This is a genomic window from Paenibacillus lutrae (genome assembly GCF_009757775.1).
Taxonomy (GTDB): domain Bacteria; phylum Bacillota; class Bacilli; order Paenibacillales; family NBRC-103111; genus Paenibacillus_F; species Paenibacillus_F lutrae.
This window is the reverse complement of the sequence record NZ_RHLK01000001.1, coordinates 632,092-651,516: the sequence shown is the minus strand read 5'-3', so window position 1 is coordinate 651,516 and position 19,425 is coordinate 632,092. Positions and strand designations below refer to the sequence as shown.

General features: G+C 49.3%; 15 protein-coding genes and 1 pseudogene. 15 read left to right on the top strand and 1 reads right to left on the bottom strand.

Features of this window, described 5'->3' with window-relative positions:
* Positions 1–93: 93 nt before the first annotated feature.
* The 15 genes and pseudogenes from EDM21_RS02335 to EDM21_RS02260 all read left to right on the top strand — a co-directional run bounded on the left by EDM21_RS02335 (position 94) and on the right by EDM21_RS02260 (position 18,386).
* Complete coding sequence (locus EDM21_RS02335) at positions 94–1,698, top strand: DUF5050 domain-containing protein (protein WP_157332530.1); 1,605 nt, start codon at positions 94–96, stop codon at positions 1,696–1,698.
* Positions 1,699–1,986: 288 nt separating this feature from the next.
* A pseudogene (locus tag EDM21_RS02330) lies at positions 1,987–2,643 on the top strand (cupin domain-containing protein); the annotation flags it as partial.
* A gap of 445 nt (positions 2,644–3,088) precedes the next feature.
* Positions 3,089–4,090: a GNAT family N-acetyltransferase gene (locus EDM21_RS02325; protein ID WP_157332526.1), complete on the top strand. Its 1,002-nt coding sequence runs from the start codon at positions 3,089–3,091 to the stop codon at positions 4,088–4,090.
* Positions 4,091–4,577: 487 nt separating this feature from the next.
* Positions 4,578–5,906 carry an adenosylmethionine--8-amino-7-oxononanoate transaminase gene (gene bioA / locus EDM21_RS02320; RefSeq protein ID WP_235917981.1) on the top strand — a complete coding sequence of 443 codons (1,329 nt, stop codon included), beginning with the start codon at positions 4,578–4,580 and terminating at the stop codon, positions 5,904–5,906.
* Positions 5,906–6,622 carry a dethiobiotin synthase gene (gene bioD, locus EDM21_RS02315; RefSeq protein ID WP_157332523.1) on the top strand — a complete coding sequence of 239 codons (717 nt, stop codon included), beginning with the start codon at positions 5,906–5,908 and terminating at the stop codon, positions 6,620–6,622. The genes bioA and bioD overlap by 1 nt, the downstream gene beginning before the upstream one ends.
* 51 nt (positions 6,623–6,673) lie before the next feature.
* The gene (gene bioF / locus EDM21_RS02310) at positions 6,674–7,852 is read left to right on the top strand and encodes an 8-amino-7-oxononanoate synthase (protein ID WP_157332521.1); all 1,179 of its coding nucleotides are present in this window, start codon (positions 6,674–6,676) and stop codon (positions 7,850–7,852) included.
* A complete protein-coding gene (locus EDM21_RS02305) occupies positions 7,849–8,619 on the top strand; it encodes an alpha/beta hydrolase (RefSeq protein WP_338043909.1) in 771 nt (256 codons plus the stop codon). The genes bioF and EDM21_RS02305 overlap by 4 nt, the downstream gene beginning before the upstream one ends.
* Positions 8,616–9,494: a methyltransferase domain-containing protein gene (locus tag EDM21_RS02300; protein ID WP_157332519.1), complete on the top strand. Its 879-nt coding sequence runs from the start codon at positions 8,616–8,618 to the stop codon at positions 9,492–9,494. Before EDM21_RS02305 ends, EDM21_RS02300 begins: the two co-directional genes overlap by 4 nt.
* Positions 9,495–9,710: 216 nt before the next feature.
* Positions 9,711–10,811, top strand: a complete 1,101-nt coding sequence (locus tag EDM21_RS02295) for a PLP-dependent cysteine synthase family protein (RefSeq protein WP_157332517.1) — start codon at positions 9,711–9,713, stop codon at positions 10,809–10,811.
* On the top strand, positions 10,804–12,045 hold the full coding sequence (gene cntE / locus EDM21_RS02290) for a staphylopine family metallophore export MFS transporter CntE (RefSeq protein ID WP_157332515.1): 1,242 nt from the start codon (positions 10,804–10,806) through the stop codon (positions 12,043–12,045). The genes EDM21_RS02295 and cntE overlap by 8 nt, the downstream gene beginning before the upstream one ends.
* Before the next feature lie 37 nt (positions 12,046–12,082).
* Entirely contained in the window at positions 12,083–13,441 is a 1,359-nt protein-coding gene (locus tag EDM21_RS02285) for a PepSY-associated TM helix domain-containing protein (protein ID WP_235917980.1), read from the top strand.
* Between the two features lie 135 nt (positions 13,442–13,576).
* A complete protein-coding gene (locus tag EDM21_RS02280; RefSeq protein WP_157332511.1) occupies positions 13,577–13,888 on the top strand; it encodes a hypothetical protein in 312 nt (103 codons plus the stop codon).
* Between the two features lie 108 nt (positions 13,889–13,996).
* Positions 13,997–14,869, top strand: a complete 873-nt coding sequence (locus EDM21_RS02275) for an AraC family transcriptional regulator (protein ID WP_157332509.1) — start codon at positions 13,997–13,999, stop codon at positions 14,867–14,869.
* Between the two features lie 216 nt (positions 14,870–15,085).
* Positions 15,086–16,534 (top strand): 4-hydroxyphenylacetate 3-monooxygenase, oxygenase component, encoded by a 1,449-nt coding sequence (gene hpaB, locus EDM21_RS02270; RefSeq protein ID WP_157332507.1) that lies wholly within the window; start codon positions 15,086–15,088, stop codon positions 16,532–16,534.
* 772 nt (positions 16,535–17,306) lie between these two features.
* Positions 17,307–18,386, top strand: a complete 1,080-nt coding sequence (locus EDM21_RS02260; protein ID WP_166541783.1) for an AI-2E family transporter — start codon at positions 17,307–17,309, stop codon at positions 18,384–18,386.
* A 140-nt stretch (positions 18,387–18,526) separates the two neighbouring features.
* On the opposite strand, the gene EDM21_RS02255 is transcribed toward EDM21_RS02260, so the two are convergent.
* A complete protein-coding gene (locus tag EDM21_RS02255) occupies positions 18,527–19,345 on the bottom strand; it encodes a DUF2935 domain-containing protein (RefSeq protein WP_157332505.1) in 819 nt (272 codons plus the stop codon).
* Positions 19,346–19,425: the final 80 nt, after the last annotated feature.

Genomic DNA, 19,425 nt, shown 5'->3' with positions numbered 1-19,425 from the left:
ATTTTTTCAATATTATCCGTAACCTTTCTTTTATTTCAAACGTCTGTAAAATCAGATCGCTACAAGCGGCTTAATATGGAGAGGATGATTGGGATGAGAATGAAACGTTTTTTGCTGACTGTTGTCAGTGTATGCAGCATAAGTACGGTAACTATGCCTATAGCAGATGCGGCCGATGAACCGGAGGTTAAGGTGACTCTGCCGAATTTCACGGTTAATTTGAATGGAAATATCATAGACAATGAATACCGGGAGTATCCGCTCCTCGTGTATAAAGATATCACTTATTTCCCCATGACGTGGTACGATTCGAGACTACTCGGACTGGAAGCGCGCTGGTCGCCGGCAGATGGCCTGAATATCGTTAAAAAGGATGTCACTGCTTCCTACAGATCTTACACAAAGAAAGTAAAGAACGATAACACTTACAAGGCAACAGTTCCTGCATCGGTCATTACGATCAATGGAAGTAAGGTGAATAACGCTAAGGAGGAATACCCGCTGTTAAGCTTCAATAATGTCACTTACTTTCCGCTTACCTGGAAGTATGCGCACGATCATTTCGGATGGGATTATAAGTGGGATGCCTCCACAGGCCTTGCCATAACTTCGGAAAATCCACCGCTGCGAACCGTGGACCTTCCGGCGGCCGCTGCTCACAATCAAGTTGCGCTGTATAAAGGCTATTATTATTATACTGAAGTTGACGATCGTACGATTCAAATTTATAGAGCACCGGAGGATGCGGTTTCACATAAAGAACTTGTATATGAGTATGAAGGGGATACCGCTTACGGGTTAAGCAGCAACGTGAGTTTCCAGGTAGAAAATGGCGAACTGTGGTTCTCCTATCATGTCGGCGGGGCCATTATGGGGTCCGATGTATATGGCAAAGTGAATGCAGATGGCAAGGGAGAAGTGAAGCACCGGGGATATCTCGATTTTAAAAAAGCGGCTGGCGGTTCGCTGCTTATTCATCAGTCCGTGCCGCCGAAAGGCAATAATTTATCCCTGGTACCGGAAGGATTGGATGATACCGCTAAAAGCAGCTTAGGTGATCCGAAACTTATCTACGGATGGCATATTTCAAGCGGCAGCAGTCAAAGCTTAGCTCCGGATCATTCGACCGCCATCGTAAATGACGATATTTATATCCTGGCGTCTACGTATCCTGCTCAAAGCGGCGGCAAGTTAAACCGGATTCACAGGATCAATCTTAGAACAAATGTAACGTCCGAAATCACGACATTCCCGGTGGAGCATTTTAAAGTGCTCCAGGATAAGCTGTATTATGTAAAAGAGGAAGATCATTTCTTATACACTTCTAATCTCGATGGATCTGACGAAAAACAGCTATCGGATAACCCTACTGCCAATTGGTATGAAGAGGTCGGAGGCAATGTGTATTATACCGTGAGAAGTGAAGAGGAGGGCCGCTATCGGCTGTACAAAGCTGCTGCCGATACTGATGATATTGTTGTTGTTTGGGAACTGCTGGAAAGCGTGCAGGTAGATAAGGATACGATAATTGTTCAAACAGCAGCAGACAAGGAATACGGGGTTAAGCTGCTGGATGCATCAGGCAGTCTCAAGATGTCCATCGCAGGTCAGGCTTCTCATGTTGGTGTTTATGACGGTTCAATCGTATTCGTCTCTGCAGCGGATCAGACGATCAAGCGGCTAGAGCTCAGGAAATAAAACAGTTCTTAATGAAGAAACGGCTGCGGCAGCAGTCGTTTTTTTGGCGTGTCATTCGTAATCGTCGGGACGGGCCTCTCTAACGAAAGAAGAAAACTTGAGGGTCATAAATAGTTAGGGGCTTCCATACTTTAGGGGAAGGTGTGCATGATTCACAATGGGGCCGGACTGCCCGCTGTGATGGAGTGCGAGGACAGGTGCTGACTGGATCTCCTTGCTGCAAGATGAGTCGGCTCCGGGATCGCTAATGAGATAATTGTCGATATTATGAGAAAGGGGTAGATGAGCATGGCAATTTCTTACATGGATTACACTTCACCTGATCTCCAGTTTTTTTATGATTTACCTAAGAATACCGCATTCAAAACGAACAATCAGAATTATATCAATCTGCTTGGCTATAGACAGCTGAACACTATAGGCAATGCCTCCATACTCGATATTTATTTAAGTCAGGGGCATTATGTAGAGCCGCATTACCATCAGAATGCATCCGAGCTGGTGTACTGTGTATCCGGAACGGCTGTTGTATCTTTTATTAATCCGTTCACGAACAAACTATCCAGCATTCCTATAAAGCCTGGTCAGGTGGCCAATGTACCGCAAGGCTGGTGGCATTATGAAGAAGCGGCTGAAAATAACACACACCTGGTTGCGATCTTTGACGCGCCTATTCCGGAGGTTATCTTCGGCTCGGATATTCTCCGGCTTACTCCTGCTCATGTAATGGCGCAAACGTATTGCCTGGATGAAAAGAAGTGGCAGGAAGCGATTGCCCCTATTACAACAACAGTCGCGATCGGCCCGCTCGACAGCTGTCACAAGCAGCCCCGCAGCGGCAGAGAATACCGAGAGGATAACCCGAGATCCGATTCCACCTTCAATTCCTCTCAGAGAGGCCAACGATACACCCAGTCATCCGTTTATCCGTCTTCTTTTGGGTATCCAGTCTCCTACACACAACAAGTTCGCCCCTCTTCACAGCAGCAGAACATCAACCGCGCATCCGCAACTCCCCATGCAGGCAGTCCGAGTCCATCCTATCACTATGGGCGCGCAGTTACCCGTCTCAGCCGTATTCTTCTGCATCCTATGTAAATCCTGTTTATGGGAATAACTCGTATTGGGATCGGAATATCCAGCCTACTAATCGGGATACGAACCGAGTGCCATCGTCTGCCGATTATTAAGAGAAGGGGACCAAGAGCTTGTATAAGATACGGCAGTCTTACAAATAGATAAATGGCCCTGCAAGAGGTTGATTACCCGTACGGTGATCAGCCTTTTGCTGTTTTTTGATTATACGGATACTCTCCATACAAAAATCAGGGACTTAATGGAATAATGATAGAAACAGTAATATTTTAACTATTTGGAAAAGAGGTAGCCGATGTCCATTTTACTAAGAGATTTACGATTGCCTGAAGAGTATACTGCTCTGGCAGAACTTCTTAATACGCACGGGTCAGAGCCGACCACGGCGGAGAGACTGAGGGAGGATGATTCTGAGCTTTATGAAGTAGGACATACGTACCTCGACGAGAATGGACTTCTCGCCGGGTATGATCGTACCCGGAAGGTAGCGGTAACGGAGCAGGACAAAATTGTGGGGTACATAAACTCATGGCGGGCACCTTGGACGGAACCGGGCTATCTGAATAACATTCTCATCGTCGCAGAAGATTACCGCAGGCAAGGAATAGGGCAATTGCTCCTGCAGCATGCAGCGGGTTGGGGGGAGAAGATGGGGGCGGATACATTGGTAACCGAAATTTGGGATGATAGTCCGGAATCACTTCATTTTGCCAAACGCAGCGGATTTGCAATCGAGCGGCATGCTTTTCAATCCGTGCTTACCTTGGACAAGGTAGATCTGGAGAGTGCATTTGACTATGAACTGTTCGATAGGCTTGCTCAGGATGGGATCCGGTTTATAACACTGGCGGAAGAACCGGATGATGAGGGTGAGCAGAAATTGTACCGTCTCTATGAAGAGACGCTGAAAGATATACCCGGGTATACGGGAGAAGTCCCTGTTTTTGATCAATGGCGGAAATGGTATTTGATGGCAGAGGGCTATTCTCCTGAACAGGTCCTTCTTGCTGTGCATGACGGCAAACACGTAGGAGTGTCCAATGTACTGTACAATCCGTTAACCAATGGGATGTATCACGAATATACGAGTGTCGCCAGAGCTTACCGTGGACGTAAAATTGCGTTGGGACTGAAAATGAAAGCAATCCTCCTTGCAAAAGAGCGTAATGCGGCTTATCTGCGTACGGACAACGATTCCTTGAACGAGCCTATCTTGCGAATCAATCGCCGATTGGGTTATGAAGCGTTAAGAGGAAGCTACCGGTTAATAGCTAAAGTGACGGATGTGCGGGGTTAATCTTCTATCCGGTACTATACAATCTGACAAAAGCCCGTCTCATTTAAAAATTTGGCGGAAGACGGAAACGCAAGAATCCGATTAACCGAAAAATTGTGGCCTTTTATACGCGTGAGGTATCATTATCTAGAATTAAGGATCAAATTAATTAGTTAATGCTATTAATAATTAGCAATATAAATTTTTGGCAAACAAAAAGCGGTACTATGAACGGCTAATAAGCTTTGAAGACACCCATTGAGGTGTCTTTTTGTCTTATCGCAGACCTGATCACCGACTCTTGGAAAACAGGATAACAAGTCTATGAAGGGTCTGAATAGACTTTTGAATCCCCTCTGATTTAAATGATAGTGCAAGGGTCTCTTTACAGGGGACATTATCGTTTGATAGAATAGCACTATATTGTCAACTTAAACTATAATAGTAGGTTAACAATTGAAATGGATGGTGATAACCTTTGTCCTCCCACTATGAAAGACTCGCTGCCATGAATAAAGCGCATGTATGGCATCCTTTTACACAAATGAAAGATTACAATAACTCCGACCCTCTTATTATCGAACGTGGCGAAGGTGTTATGCTGTACGATGTCCAAGGCCGGGCTTACTATGACGGTTTCTCGTCCGTTTGGCTGAATGTGCATGGGCATAATGTGCCCGAACTGAATCAAGCGATCACGGATCAACTGGGGCGTGTTGCCCATTCGACGCTGCTCGGTATGGCCAATGTGCCTGCGATCGAGCTTGCCGCGAAGCTGGCGCAAATTGCTCCTGCAGGCTTGACTAAAGTCTTCTATTCGGATTCAGGTGCGACGGGTGTCGAGATCGCGATCAAAATGGCTTTTCAATATTGGTACAACCGGGGTCAATCTTCTAAAACCGGATTCATTACGATGAATCAGGCTTATCACGGAGATACGATCGGTGCGGTAAGTGTCGGCGCAATTCCTCTGTATCACGATGTATTCCGGCCCATGCTCTTCCCCGCGCATACGATCCCGTATCCATACGCATACCGCCACGAGGGCGGCGCCGCTGCGGCCATGGAGGATACACTGGATGCACTGCGCGATGTGCTGGAGCAACGGGCGGATGAAATCGCGGCCCTGATCGTAGAGCCCATGGTGCAGGGTGCGGGAGGGATCATCCTCATGCCGCCGGGGTGCTTGCGTGAGATCGCTTCGCTGTGCCGCAAATATGGCGTGCTGCTGATCGCCGATGAAGTGGCTACGGGATTCGGCCGGGCGGGCGAGATGTTCGCCTGCGACCACGAGCAGGTGTCTCCGGATCTGCTCGTCATCGGTAAAGGACTGACCGGCGGCTATTTGCCTGTAGCCGCGACGCTTGCTACCGGGGACATATTCGATGCTTTCTATGCCGAGTATGAAGAGCAGAAAACATTTTTCCACGGTCATTCATTCACAGGCAATCCGCTGGGCTGTGCTGCTGCACTTGCCAGCCTGGATCTGATGCAGAAGAGAAATCTTATAGAAGAGGGAAAAGGGAAGGCAGTATTTATCCGGCAAAAGCTGGAAGCGTTAGCGGGGCGCCCCCATATCGGCGAAGTTCGCCAGCTGGGATTCATGATCGGAATTGAACTGGTGAAGGATAAACGGACCCGGGAAGCTTTCAGCTGGAAAGACCGTATCGGTGTGCGTGTGAGCCAGCGTGCAAGAGAACTAGGCATGCTGACAAGGCCTTTGGGCAACGTCGTGGTCTTCATGCCGCCGCTTGCCAGTACCGAAGAGCAATTGGACGCGATGATCCATATTTTGATCCGTTCCATAGTCGATATAACAGAAGGTGCTCTGGCGTAATGACTACATTCAGCGGATTATTTGTTACGGGTACGGACACGGGCGTCGGGAAAACCATCGTGACAGCTGCTCTTGCTGCAGCCCTGCGGGCGGAAGGAAGACACGCAGGCATCTGGAAGCCGGTACAGTCCGGAGCGCAGCTCGGCAGCGGAACGACCGACGCTGAGCGTCTGCTGCGCTACACGGGAATCCGGGAACGCCCCGAGAACGTGGCGTCATTCTCGTTCGCCGCCCCGCTGGCCCCTCTTATCGCTGCGAGAGAAGCGAACATATCGGTTACGCTGAAAGACTTGGTGTCTGCTGGAGAAACAGCCGCCCGCAGGTACGAGACACTGATTGTCGAAGGTGCCGGCGGTGCAGCGGTTCCGCTCACGGAGGATTCTCTCACAGCTGATCTCATCAAGGTGCTGGGGCTGCCCGCCCTGATAATAGCCCGTTCGGGCCTGGGAACCGTGAATCATACGGCGCTGACCGCCTCTTATCTTCAGCAGCGTGAGATCCCGGTCATTGGCGTGATTATGAATGACGGGGCCGAAGCGGGATGGGATCAAGATCCCAGCGTTGCAACGAATGCGGAGTTAATCGAACGCATTAGCGGTCTGCGGGTATTAGGGCGTTTCCCCGCCCTGACGGGGGAAATCCATCCGCAGGTTTTGACCGATACCGTAAGAAGATCCATTGATTTGGACCCGGTCCGGCAAGCTCTTGGAATATAAGCGATTACCCTTTGACTATTAAGCGAATAACGAATGAAGGTGGCGCCTGTCATGAAATGGATGGAACAAGAACTGGAGACTCTGGCGGCCGAATCGCTGGAAAGATCTTTGCGTGAGGGTGTTCCGCTGCAGGGCAGTCCCGGCTGCATCAGGCAGGGAGAACAGGCGAAGCTTAATCTGTCATCGAATGATTATCTGGGACTCGCCGGCCACCCCGCCATCGCAGAGACGATCCGCAGGGAGCTGCTTCGCGAAGGGACAGGCTCGGGCGCATCCCGGCTGGTGACGGGTAATGCTTCCGCCTATACCCGCCTCGAAGAAGAGCTGGCCTCCTGGCAGCAAAGTGAGAGCGCCCTGGTATTCGCTAACGGATATATGGCCAACACAGGTGTCATACGGGCTCTTGCCGGCCGCAGCGATGTTGTTTTCAGCGATCAGCTCAATCATGCAAGCATCGTGGACGGTATTGTATTAAGTCGTGCAGAACATGCAAGGTACCGTCATAACGATATGAGCCATCTGAGATCTCTTCTCTACAAATATCGGGACAGGCCCCGGAAGCTGATCGTAACGGACGCCGTATTCTCCATGGATGGGGACTGCGCGCCTCTTCGGGAGCTGGCAGAACTCAAACAGGAATACGGGGCTATGCTGATGGTGGATGAAGCGCATAGCGGGGGCATATATGGAACACAGGGAGAAGGTTTGTGCCATAAACTGGGGATTAAAGACTGCGTGGACATCCATATGGGAACGTTCAGCAAATCATTCGGGGTTTACGGGGCTTACATTTGCGGAAGCCGTACACTAATCCGGTGGCTGGTTAACCATGCGAGGCCGCTAATTTATTCAACCGCGCTGCCTCCCGCTCTCGTGGCGGGGATTTCAACCGCACTCCATCTGGTTCAAGCGGAACATGAACGACGTGAGAGGCTCTGGGATTCGGTTAAATTATTCCGGTCCTTACTGGACTCGGCAGGTTTCAGCATCGGGTCGGGCGATTCTCCGATCGTTCCGCTGCTTGTCGGGGATAATGCCAAAGCTCTGCGTTTCAGCAACGCTTTGGCCACGCAAGGCATTGCGGCGGTGGCGATCCGCCCGCCGACTGTGCCTGCGGGTACCGCGCGGATCCGTTTTTCCTTATCCGCCTCCCACACGGTTAAGGAGCTGGCTGAAGCTGCCGGGGTAATCCGCAGGACCGGACTAGAGACGGGGGTGCTCAGAGCGTGACCATACAAATGGATGAGCCGGAACAGGGCTTTGAAGAAAGCAGGCCGACAATATTGTGGCTCACCGGCTGGAGCATGCCGAATACGGCTTTTGAGCATATCCGGCAATGGCTTCCGGAATATCGTCATACTTATGCCGATTATACCCACGCCGGTACAGCCGAAGAAATACTCCGGCTGGCTGAGACGGCAGCCGGTTCGCTGCGGGCATCCCGGCACATAGACCCGGCTAAGAGGGAGCCTTCCGGGCGGCTGCTGATCGCAGGCTGGTCGCTGGGGGGCTTGCTCGCGCTAAGACTTGCATCACAGGGACAGGCGGACGGCCTCATCCTCTTCGGGGCAACGGCAAAATTCGTACGGCCCAAAGAAGAGAGGAACCTCGGTTGGCCGGATGCTTATCTCAAGCAAATGCTTGGGGGACTCGGGAAGGACCGGCGCGCGGTAGAGAGCAAATTTCGTCAGCTCGTATTTGGCGAGCCATGCGGAGCCCTGGCCTGCCTAGCCGCTGGAAGTTGGTCTACGCCTGCGCTTGCGGCGGGATTAGAAATTCTGCGTCGTGAAGAATACCTGGCTGAGCTGCAGCGAATCGGATGCCCGGTTCTTCTCTTCCACGGCACCGAAGATAAGGTCTGCCCTTTTGCTGCCGCAGAAGAACTCCATCGGCATCTGCCCCGGGCGAAGTTGGTGGCGCTGTCGGGTGCCGGGCATGTGCCGTTTGCGGGAAGAGAAACTTACATAGCCGAAGTAATAAGGAGCTGGTGGCGATGAGCGCTGCAAATAACACGGTTGCACGCCGGTTCGACCGCAGCGCAGAGGGACCGTATGATGTTCATGCCCGGGTTCAGAGCGTCATGGCGAAACGGCTTGCAGATTCTGTCACGCTTATGACGGACAAGAGCGATATGGGCGAACTGCGTATACTTGAGATTGGTTGCGGAACTGGTTCGCTTACTGAAATACTGAACGAGAAGTGGCCGTGTTCGTGCATTACTGCCGTAGATGTATCCCCGGCGATGATTAAAGCGGCTGAGCGGCGTATGCTGCGCACTGCCGGAGATGACTCGCTTCGCAGCGGCAGCCGCAGGGATAGCTTGCGGTTTGTTCAAGCCGATATCGAAATGTGGACTAAGCATGCTCCGGCGGGTTCCTTCGATCTCATTCTATCGAATGCCTGCTTTCAATGGCTGCGTGATCCGGCTGCGACCCTGCGGTATCTTCAGCGGCTGTTAAGTCCGGGCGGCTTACTGGCATTCGCAACTTTCGGGCCCGATACATTTCGCGAACTGCATCAATCGTTCGAACGAGCTTATCGAACTATAGGAAGGACGCCGCAGAGGCATGGGTTGTCTTTCCAGACGCGGGAGGATTGGCTGAGCCAGATGAGGGCAGCGGGCTTAAGCGAGATCCGGAGCGAAAGGTCCGACTACATGGACGAGCACCCGTCTCCCCGGGATTTCCTGCTTTCTGTCAAAGCACTGGGAGCCAGTTCCTCGGAGGCCGAAGTTCCTGGGGTAACTTTGTCCAGACAGCTTTTTACCGCTATGTTCAGGCACTATGAGAACCATTTCGGGATACCTGGCGGTGTATCCGCGACATACGATCTTTTATTTTTTCAGGGCTCCACTGTTCCTGGTCGTGTCTAGCAGAGCTTTAAAGGAATGGTTACAAGTAAACGGATGTTTCCTCTTTTGGGGAGACATCCATTTTTAGTTTTACGGGCGATTTATACATAAAAAAGAGCAAACCGGTTGTAAAGGACGGTTTTTTTATCCAAAAATAGCCCGATCTAGCCATATATGGAATCTGGAAATTCCTTTAAGATAAAGTTGCTCGAACGAGAATGCTTAAGGTGGTGGAGAATGAACTCGGTACTGGACACGATAGGAAAAACTCCTGTCGTACAATTGCGCAATGTAGTCACGCGAGAGGAGGGAGAATTATGGATCAAATTGGAGCGTACCAATCCCGGCGGCAGTATTAAGGACAGGCCTGCACTTTTCATAGTGGAAATGGCAGAACGAAGGGGGTGGCTGAAGCCGGGAGGGACATTAATTGAATCTTCTTCAGGCAATTTCGGTATTTCACTTGCCATGATAGGGGCTGCAAGGGGATACCGGGTCATCATACTCGTTGATCCCAAAACAACTTCAACGAATTTATCCATGCTCAAAGCCTACGGAGCGGAGGTGATCGTTGTGACGGAACAGGACGATAGCGGTTCCTATCATAAAACAAGAATTACGCTGGCGAACAAGCTGCACCGGGAAATTCCGGATTCGTTCCGTCCCGATCAATGTTTTAATCTGCTCAACAGCGAAGCCCATTACAAACAAACGGCTGACGAGTTATTTCAGCAATGCGGAGAAGAGCTGGATGCGGTTATTCTAACGGTGAGCACAGGCGGCCAGATCGGAGGGTTCTCCAGATACTTCAAAGAAAAAGCGTCCCATGTGAAGATCATAGCGGTAGATGCAATCGGTTCGACTATTTTCGGAGGGGTCGCGCATCCTTATCTTCTTCCGGGTATGGGCCTAAGCTGGACACCGGCTAACGCCGGTGATTTGAACCGGATTGATGCGGTTTACAAAGTACCGGACGAAGAGTCCTTCAGAATGTGCCGCATGTTAGCGCGTCATGAAGGTATCCTGTGCGGAGGTTCTACCGGAGCGGCTGCGCTCGTAGCGCTGAAACTGGTACAGGCTCGGGGTGACCGCAAGCGAATCGCCGTGATTGCCTCGGATAATGGGGAGCGGTACCTATCCACGATTTATAATGACGACTGGATGAACAATCATTCGATGAGCACATCAACGAGTCCGGCCGATTTACGTGAATGGACACGTACCAGATTGCAACCTTATAGTGTGTTGCCTGCCGAAACGGCTAATTACAAGCCTGAGCTCGCGGATCTTCTTGATTCGCCAAGCCGATATCTCAAGGACCAAATCCTTTATGAATAAGAAACGGCTTCCTGCGGAGAGCTTGCGCCCGGATCAGGACAATCCCTTCTCGAAGCATGCGATGCAGATTTATGCGATTACCGTGTTTTTCTATGCAATCGTTTACATGGTTCTTATGATTTTGCCCTTTTATGCGGCAAGCTTAGACGGATCGACTACAGATATCGGTCTTATTATGGGAGTTACGATGTTCACCTCCATGCTAGTCCGGCCTATAGCGGGTAAAGCTATGGACAAATATGGGGCGCATCGTATTTTCGTTCTCATACTTGCGTTATTCGCTGCGTCCTTGTTCGGCTATTTCGTACCGCAGCTATGGGTGCTCGGACTGGTCCGTGTTATTCAAGGTGTCGTTGCTGCGTTCTTCTCTACGGCGATGGAGATCATCACGATGGATCTGATGTCCGAGCGAATGAGAGGACAAGGATTATCCCTGTACTCCTTAGCCACTATGCTTCCCTCGACTTTCGGCCCTGCGGCCGCGCTTGCTCTGAAGGACACGTTGTCAACGAACATGATGTTGCTAGTATTCATAGGTTTGGCGCTTGGGAATGTAGCAGTTGCCATTCACGTATCGAGATCCGGGCATCTTAGTCATCTTGGCCATGCATCCGCCGGAGGCCCGGAACAACCGGCGAAAAGTTCTTCCTGGAAGCAAAGGGCGCTATGGGTATCCTCCGCAATGATCCTGCTTGCTTCTGTAGCCAATGGCGCGGTCTTTACATTCCTGCCTCTCTATTTGGAAGGAGTGCACTCTCCGGATGCGGTCTGGTACTTTTTGACCCAGACGATTGTGCTGGTCGTCTGCCGGTTTATCGGACGCGGGGCGATTCCATCCGACGGGACGGCTCCCAACAGACTGGTGGGCATTACCTGTTTGCTGGCAGGGACAGGCTGCTGTTTGCTGAGTCTGGCTCCTTACGGATTTACCTTGCTGGCGGCAGCTGTATGTAATGGAATTGCCTTTGCCCTGTTATATCCGGCTCTTCTAACCTTCGTCTCCTTCGCTGTACCGGCTTCTGCCAGAGGCTTTTTAATCGGACTGTTTATCGGAGCCGCTGATTTCGGTTTCTCCCTGGGCGCTTTGGCTATGGGGCCGCTCGCCGAGTATTACTCCTTCCGGGTAATGTACGGCTGCTGCGCGCTGCTCTGCCTGCTGCCCTGCGTGCTGCTTATCTTCCAGACGGATCGTCCGGACCTAAATCAGGGAGCTTTTATGAACAAAAGCGTCTAACTTGTTAACAAACACACAAAGAAGAGGAGGAATGATCTTGGAACTTAAACCATCGACAGGAAAAGAAAACAGGCTGTACCGCTCGATCTGGCGCTGGCACTTCTATGCAGGCCTTATATTTGCCCCTCTGCTGATCCTGCTTGCAATAACCGGCTTGATCTATTTGTTCAAGCCTCAGATTGAGCCCATCCTGTATAAGAATTTGTATGTCGTTCAAGCCGGGCAGCAGATGCCCCTGCCGGCAAGCAATCAGATCGCTCTGGTGAAGGAGCGTTATCCGGAGGCGGACATCGTCAAATTCCGGCCTTCCGATGAACCTGACCGTTCATCCGAGGTCGGTATTAAGCTTGGTGAGGAAGCGCTTATCGTCTACGTTAATCCATATACCGGAGCTATTCTCGGGTCCCAGCAAGAAAGCAGCCAATTCATGCAAATCATTAAAAAGCTGCATGGCGAACTGCTCATAGGCAAGATAGGGGACCGGATCATTGAGCTTGCAGCCTGCTGGGCAATCATCCTTCTCGTGACAGGCTTGTATTTGTGGTGGCCGCGTGACAGCAAATCCATATTCGGCACATTCCTTCCGAGGTTTTCGAATAACAAACGAATATTCTGGCGTGATCTGCATGCCGTTCCTGCGATGTGGCTGTCGCTTGGCATTGTGTTGCTCATTATGACCGGCCTTCCCTGGTCAGGTGTATGGGGAGACAATTTGAGCCGGATAGCCCTTTCGACACAAACCGGGTACCCGGCGCAGCTCTGGGACAATGTCCCTAAGTCTTCTCTTCCTGCAAAAGCTGTTGCCGACGTTCCCTGGGCAGCCGGGAACATGCCTGTGCCTCAGTCGGGTGCTTCACACGGTACGCCGACAATTCCGGTGGAAGAAGTCATGCGTACAGTTGAGGGCAGCAGCGTACACAGCGGTTATACGATTACAATGCCGCAAGGGGATAAGGGGGTATATACCGTTGCTGTATTCCCTAAGTTCCCCAAAGATCAGGCCACGCTTCATATTGACCGGTACAGCGGTGAGATTCTGGCAGATTTGAGATTTGCCAATTACGGACCGCTCGCGCAAGCCATTGAAATCGGCATTGCCCTTCATGAAGGGCGCTATTTCGGCCTGCCTAATCAGATACTGGGAGCCATCGCATGTATGGGGTTGATCGGCATCTCCCTGTCTGGCGTGATTATGTGGTGGAAACGCAAGCCGGCGGGCCGGCTGGGAGCTCCTGCCCGGCCCAAAGAACGCAAGTTTTACAAAAGTATTGCGATCATCGTGATCGGCTTCGGAATTTTCTTTCCGCTGGTGGGTGTTTCACTGCTTGCCGTACTGGCGATCGACTGGCTTGTCATCAGGCGTGTCCGCAAGGTCAAGGATGACTTATCCGCTTAAAGTCGGGATGTGATGCCTTGGTTTTCTGATGTCCAGTCTGCCGGGGGCATATTAAGCGGATGCAACTAAATTCCGGACTGCACGTCTAACCAGTAGCAACAGAAATAATCTTCCGATGAAACGGAGATGGTTAGCATGTCAATGGAGGAAGAAGTCACAACCTTATTACAAGTTGGCCTTATTATTGTAATTGGGGCGCTTCTGGTTCTGGTGATAGGACTGATATTCAAGTACAGAAAAGCCGGATATGGCTGGATTTTAACGCATTTGCTCCTGTTTTTCTGGTGTGCATGGAGCTGGATACAATTGCTGGTGACAAGGGCTTACACCAGTTCAATTGAGAACTCCTTAACTATCGCTTGGCTTGGTATCCTTTGGGCGGTTAGTATGGTTAGTCTTGCAATCGGTTTGCTTATGCTAAGACCCTCCAGACGGCGCAATCTTTAACAGAAAATAGTCTCTCTATGAAAGGAGAACCCTGCAGAACGGTGCACGGAATGTCGGATCGATCTATAGGATTCCTGCTATTGTATGAGTAAAAGGAAGGTCATTCACATGGATTTGCTTAAGAGGATGAACGGGGCAATGAACTATATAGAAGAGAATCTTGGGGATGAGATTGATTTCAAAGAGGTTGCCAGGCAGGCGTTATGCTCGGAATATCATTTCAAGCGTATGTTTTCTTTCCTGGCCGGTGTCTCTCTCTCGGAGTATATCCGCCGCAGGCGCCTCACACTGGCAGCGTTTGAGCTTAATAACCCGGGGAGCAGGATCATAGATATAGCTGTGAAATACGGTTATACGTCACCGGACTCTTTTACCCGTGCTTTTCATAGCCTGCATGGAGTTACTCCGTCGGAGGCTAGAAATCGAAGCTCATCTTTAAAAGCGTATCCGCGAATGACCTTCCAACTCACGATACAAGGAGGAAGTGAAATGAACTATCGGATTGTAGATAAAGAGCCCTTTCGCATCATCGGCCTTAAAAAAAGAGTCCCGCTGATCTACCATGGAGTGAATCCCGAGATTACATTAATGTGGCAAAGTCTGGATGAAGCCAAGATCCACAGGCTTAAGCAGCTTTCGGATATGGAGCCGCCGGGATTGATCAGTGCATCCCTTAATTTCTCAGAAGGGCGGCTCGAACATGGAGAACTTGACCATTATATCGGCGTGGCTTCGGCTCAGCCGTGTCCGGAAGATCTGGCCTCGCTTGAAGTACCGGCGCTGACATGGGCTGTATTCGAGGCAGTGGGACCTTTTCCCGAGACGTTGCAGGAAATTTGGGGACGTATATTTTCGGAATGGTTCCCGTCTTCGACATATGAATTGGAGGAAGGACCCGAGATATTATGGAACGAGAGCAAGGAGATAACATCACCGAATTTTAGAAGCGAAATATGGATACCGGTTGTGAAAAGAAAATAAGAATTCGAAGGTCAAAAGGTGGGGGAGAATTCCCTCATCTTTTTTGACGCTGCCAGCTGAGGAGATCGGCGAATATTGTATTTTGTCGATCGTAAACTTGTCCGATCTGTCCGGTCCATAAGATTTGTTTTCCAAAATCAGTCTGATAGGTATCCGTTCATGCCAAGTCGTCTATATCCGAATACTGTATCATAAGCTCGAGGAGGCGACTGGACAATGCCCATTAAAAACGGAGAGCAGTATCTTCAGCGGATAGATGATAACTTGCCGGACATTCGGATTGCAGGGGAACAGGTGGAAGGAAAAATATCGGAGCATAAAGCTTTCAAGGGTCTTATGGGGACTCAAGCTTCTATGTATGATATGCAGCAGGAGGATAAATGGAAGGCTGTAATGACTTACTCTTCACCGCTGACAGGCGATCCCGCCGGACTCTCTTTCATGCAGCCCAAGACGAAGCGTGATCTCGCTTCACGAAGAAAAATGATGCAGGCATGGGCGTATAAGCATCACGGTTTTTTGGGCCGTGCACCCGATTATATGAATACAGCCCTTATGGCATTCTCGGCGGCGTGCGGGCTTTTGGAAGAGAAAAACCCCCGGTATGCCTCAAACTTAAGAAAATACTATGAGTACTGCCGGGACAATGATATCACTCTATCACATGTGTTTATTCAGCCGAAAGCGGGCAGGGTAGAAACCTTTTTAAGAACTTTTGAAGAACCGGCAGCAGCCCGTGTAGTGGATAAGAATAAAGACGGCATTGTAATCCGGGGCGCTTTTCTGTTAGACACGCAAGGGGCTACATCGGATGAAATTCTTGTGCTGCCCGCGCCGTTTCCTTCGGGAGGGGCTGAGGATAGCCCATTTGCATTTGCTTTTGCCGCGCCGAGCAATCTTCCCGGAATCCGGTACGTATGCAGAGAAAGCTTCGTCGGGGGAGAGTCCGCCTATAATTACCCTCTAAGCTCCCGGTTTGAAGAGATGGATACGCTGGTTATTTTCGATGAGGCTCTAATCCCCTGGGACCGGGTATTCATTTGCGGTGATGAGAACATGTTGTTTAAACTGGTTGACGAAAGCCGGTTTCATACCCACACCAGTACGCAGATTATGTGTAAGAACATCGCCAAAACGGAGTTTTTGCTCGGGACGATAGAAACGATGGTTGAAGCGGCTGGTCTGGATAGTCATGCGCATGTAATCGAGAAAGTGACGGAAGTAATTGTCGCACTGGAGACACTCAAGGCGCTGCAGCTTGCGGCAGAGAAGGGGGCTGCCCGCGATCGTTGGGGGAGTATGCTTCCTGACCGGAAGCCGCTGCTTGCCGCGAATGCTTATTTCCCGAAAATATACCCGCGCATGATTGAAATTATTCAATTAATAGGCGCAAGCGGCTTGATCATGATCCCCGATGAAAAGGATTTCGACACCGAAATAAGCGGACAGCTAAACACTTATCTGAAAGGCATTGACCTGAATGCTAAAGGAAATGTACAGCTGTCCAGACTGGGGTGGGAACTGAGTGTCAGCGCTTTTGGCGGCAGACAGACGATCTATGAACGGTTCTTCTTCGGTAATTCCTCTACGGTCAACAATCGTTTGTATAACGGCTATCCAGGCAGGGAAGCGTTCAAAAGACGGGTAAAGGACTTCCTGTCTTAATTTATTAAATGAAGAGTTGGTGAAGAGAAGGCACCCTCACTTTCATATCATTAAGGAATATGGCGATAAATTCGCTGTTCTGGAAGATAATATTCTGACTAACGGCAAAGAGACCGAACCTGTATAAGGAGTCAGAGGGTTCGGGGCTGCCAGCCGTCCGCAGAGCTGACGGTTTTTGGTTATCGCGTGCGCTGACCAAGAAACATCTGTAAGACGTACAGTTGGTCGAGCTTGGTCGTTCTGTTTGGCATGGGCTCAACGGTGCTGCGTTTATGAACAATCAGTAAACGTATTTCGAACATACTTCATTGGAGTAAGTTTAAAACGCCAAGCTGGTGCCGATACTTAGCTAACATGAAGCAAGAGCTTAAAATCAAGAGAGCTGCCTGGTGGCAGCTCTCTTGACCATTTCAGAACATTTCCAGGAACCGATGGGTCTAGTTGGCCGTATTTTGAATAGAGTGTCCGACTGCGCGGCACGTATCCGACAGACTCAGCCGGGTAATCGGAAGTACTGGCAGGGCAATTGGTAAGGAATGGGAATTTGCAATTCTAAAGAGTTCCCGCACCGGCAGGGCAGAATTGGCAGGTTAGGTTCAGCGGGGATACTGGAAGCGGCTCTGCTAGGGAAACGTTCAAAATAAAATGGAAAGGGGAATACAGCTAGTTGTATGGTAAAAAAATACATAAAATATAGGTTTTAGATTGCATGCGTCTGGTTAAAAACTACAGACAACTCTACAAACAATTATAAGAAAAAGGCGGGGAAGATGTGTTCAAGCTCAATTCATTTATAAAATTATGTGTAGCTGTTATCCTCGTTCTGGGTATCATCTACTTGGGTTCGCGTGTTAATTTCATCTTTAAGCCGCTATTATCCACCATTACGATTGTAACCGTACCTTTGATGCTGTCGGTGTTCTTTTACTACTTGCTGCTTCCTCTTGTGAACAAAATGGAGCGCAAAAAAATAAATAGAACGCTGGCTATTCTAATCATCTATCTGGTAATTTCCGTGATCTTGGCAGGTTTTATTATCGGTGTCTGGCCATCTCTGCGTGTGCAGCTGATTAATTTGCTTAATAATGCTCCAGATTTAATCACCTCTCTAAGCGAGAAGCTCGCCGAGCTGGAGAGAAGCGGGTTCCTGGCGGATTTTCTGCCGAAAGACGTGAGCCCGTTAACGCAGCTGACGAACTATTTGAATAAGGGCTTTACCTTCTTGACCGGTTATGTTACCGGACTGGTTTCCGTCGTTTCGAATATCGCCATTGTTTTATTTATTTTCCCGATCAGTTTATTCTATATGCTGAAGGAGAAGGGCAGCCTTCGTGATAAACTAATAAGCTTTACACCCAAAAGATTTCACAATGATGCTGCAGAAGTTATTTCTGAAATTGACCGTTCGCTCAGCGGCTTTATTGTAGGCAGATTATTAATAAATTTAGCGCTCGGGGTATTGATGTTCCTGGGATTCCTGCTCATTGGCTTACCGTATGCTTTACTGCTTACGATTGTGGCCGTGATCATGAATTTTATCCCGTTCATCGGGGCTTTGCTTTCCTCAGTGCCGATTCTGATTATCGGATTCCTGGAGTCCCCTGCAACAGCTTTGTGGGCCTTGGTTATTATCTTCTTGTCTCAGCAGATCCAAGATAATCTCATAGCGCCCTATGTATTCGGCAAACAGCTGGATATTCATCCGCTCACGACAATCGTACTGGTACTGGTCGGCGGTGATTTAGCCGGCATTATAGGGATCCTGTTAATTATCCCGCTCTATATGATCATCAAAATTATCGTCAGTAAAGTATACATCCTCTTCTTCAAACAACGATGGGAACAAATGTAAGAACATCACATAACGCTCATGTATAACAAGGTCATGAAGCTGGATGCGAGTCCCCTTGTCTCATGATGCTTTTGAATATCCAATGATTGAAACCACCACATATTTCGTGGTGGTTTTGTTGTGGTGGAATATCGAATGATCTAGTGATGAATTATAGGAGTACGGCTGGCGGTTCCTGTCAATGATCTTTCGAACATCTCGATGATCTCCAGGAACCTTTCTGCTTCACGGAATACGTGATCTGCGAGTAAAGGATGAATGATACTCTTAATTTTACATTGCTCAATTAAATCTCTTGCCGTTTTCTTAAAGTCCTTTAGTGATTTAACAGAAACTTTATTCTGATCCAGGAATTGAGTTAATAAGGGAGCGGTCTGAGATTGGGGGCGCATTGAATCCAAATCTCTGGCCTGATAGAGTAAATCGTCAAAATCATGGCTAAAGTCCCGCGCTTGTTCTACCAATTTCCGTTCGGACGGATCCAGAAGATGCCCGATGAATTTGGCATGGTCGGCCATAATGCGCAAGAAAAATACATTCTCATCAATAATGGCATCGGGAAGGGGTTCGAGCTTCCCTTGATTCAATTCCTCCAGCCGATTCCGGAAATATTTTGCTTCCCTGCTGATATGATCCACTAAGAGGGGGAAATTCGTTCCACCGGGAAGCTGGCAGGTCAGGATTAAACCCAGCACTTTTCTTTTGAAAACCCAAATATGTGACACGGCAGTATGTACTTCCTGGTTAAAAGCTCCTATGGTTGCCGGGTCTGTTTCTTCTGAAAAAGAAAGGGCTCTTTGCTCAATAGTCTCGAATGTACGATAAAAATAATTGGCCTCATTGATCAACTGGGTATCCTCGCATCTAAAACCTAACCGTATGAAGAAGGAATGTTCTTTCATAATGCGGGACCAAAACCGTATTTCCTCTAAGGAACGAGAAACAAACACGTCAGCCATTTCCTCTCCTCCTATATCAAGCACAGTAATAACAGGATATGAACGAATAGCTTGGATAGATTCCGCATTGTATAAGATTT

Excerpts from the sequence above, each read along its gene's own strand:
- EDM21_RS02335 (WP_157332530.1), top strand. The coding sequence starts at position 94 with ATGAGAATGAAACGTTTTTTGCTGACTGTTGTCAGTGTATGCAGCATA.
- EDM21_RS02325 (WP_157332526.1), top strand. The coding sequence starts at position 3,089 with ATGTCCATTTTACTAAGAGATTTACGATTGCCTGAAGAGTATACTGCT.
- bioA (WP_235917981.1), top strand. The coding sequence starts at position 4,578 with ATGAATAAAGCGCATGTATGGCATCCTTTTACACAAATGAAAGATTAC.
- bioD (WP_157332523.1), top strand. The coding sequence starts at position 5,906 with ATGACTACATTCAGCGGATTATTTGTTACGGGTACGGACACGGGCGTC.
- bioF (WP_157332521.1), top strand. The coding sequence starts at position 6,674 with ATGAAATGGATGGAACAAGAACTGGAGACTCTGGCGGCCGAATCGCTG.
- EDM21_RS02300 (WP_157332519.1), top strand. The coding sequence starts at position 8,616 with ATGAGCGCTGCAAATAACACGGTTGCACGCCGGTTCGACCGCAGCGCA.
- EDM21_RS02295 (WP_157332517.1), top strand. The coding sequence starts at position 9,711 with ATGAACTCGGTACTGGACACGATAGGAAAAACTCCTGTCGTACAATTG.
- cntE (WP_157332515.1), top strand. The coding sequence starts at position 10,804 with ATGAATAAGAAACGGCTTCCTGCGGAGAGCTTGCGCCCGGATCAGGAC.
- EDM21_RS02280 (WP_157332511.1), top strand. The coding sequence starts at position 13,577 with ATGTCAATGGAGGAAGAAGTCACAACCTTATTACAAGTTGGCCTTATT.
- EDM21_RS02275 (WP_157332509.1), top strand. The coding sequence starts at position 13,997 with ATGGATTTGCTTAAGAGGATGAACGGGGCAATGAACTATATAGAAGAG.
- hpaB (WP_157332507.1), top strand. The coding sequence starts at position 15,086 with ATGCCCATTAAAAACGGAGAGCAGTATCTTCAGCGGATAGATGATAAC.
- EDM21_RS02255 (WP_157332505.1), bottom strand. The coding sequence starts at position 19,345 with ATGGCTGACGTGTTTGTTTCTCGTTCCTTAGAGGAAATACGGTTTTGG.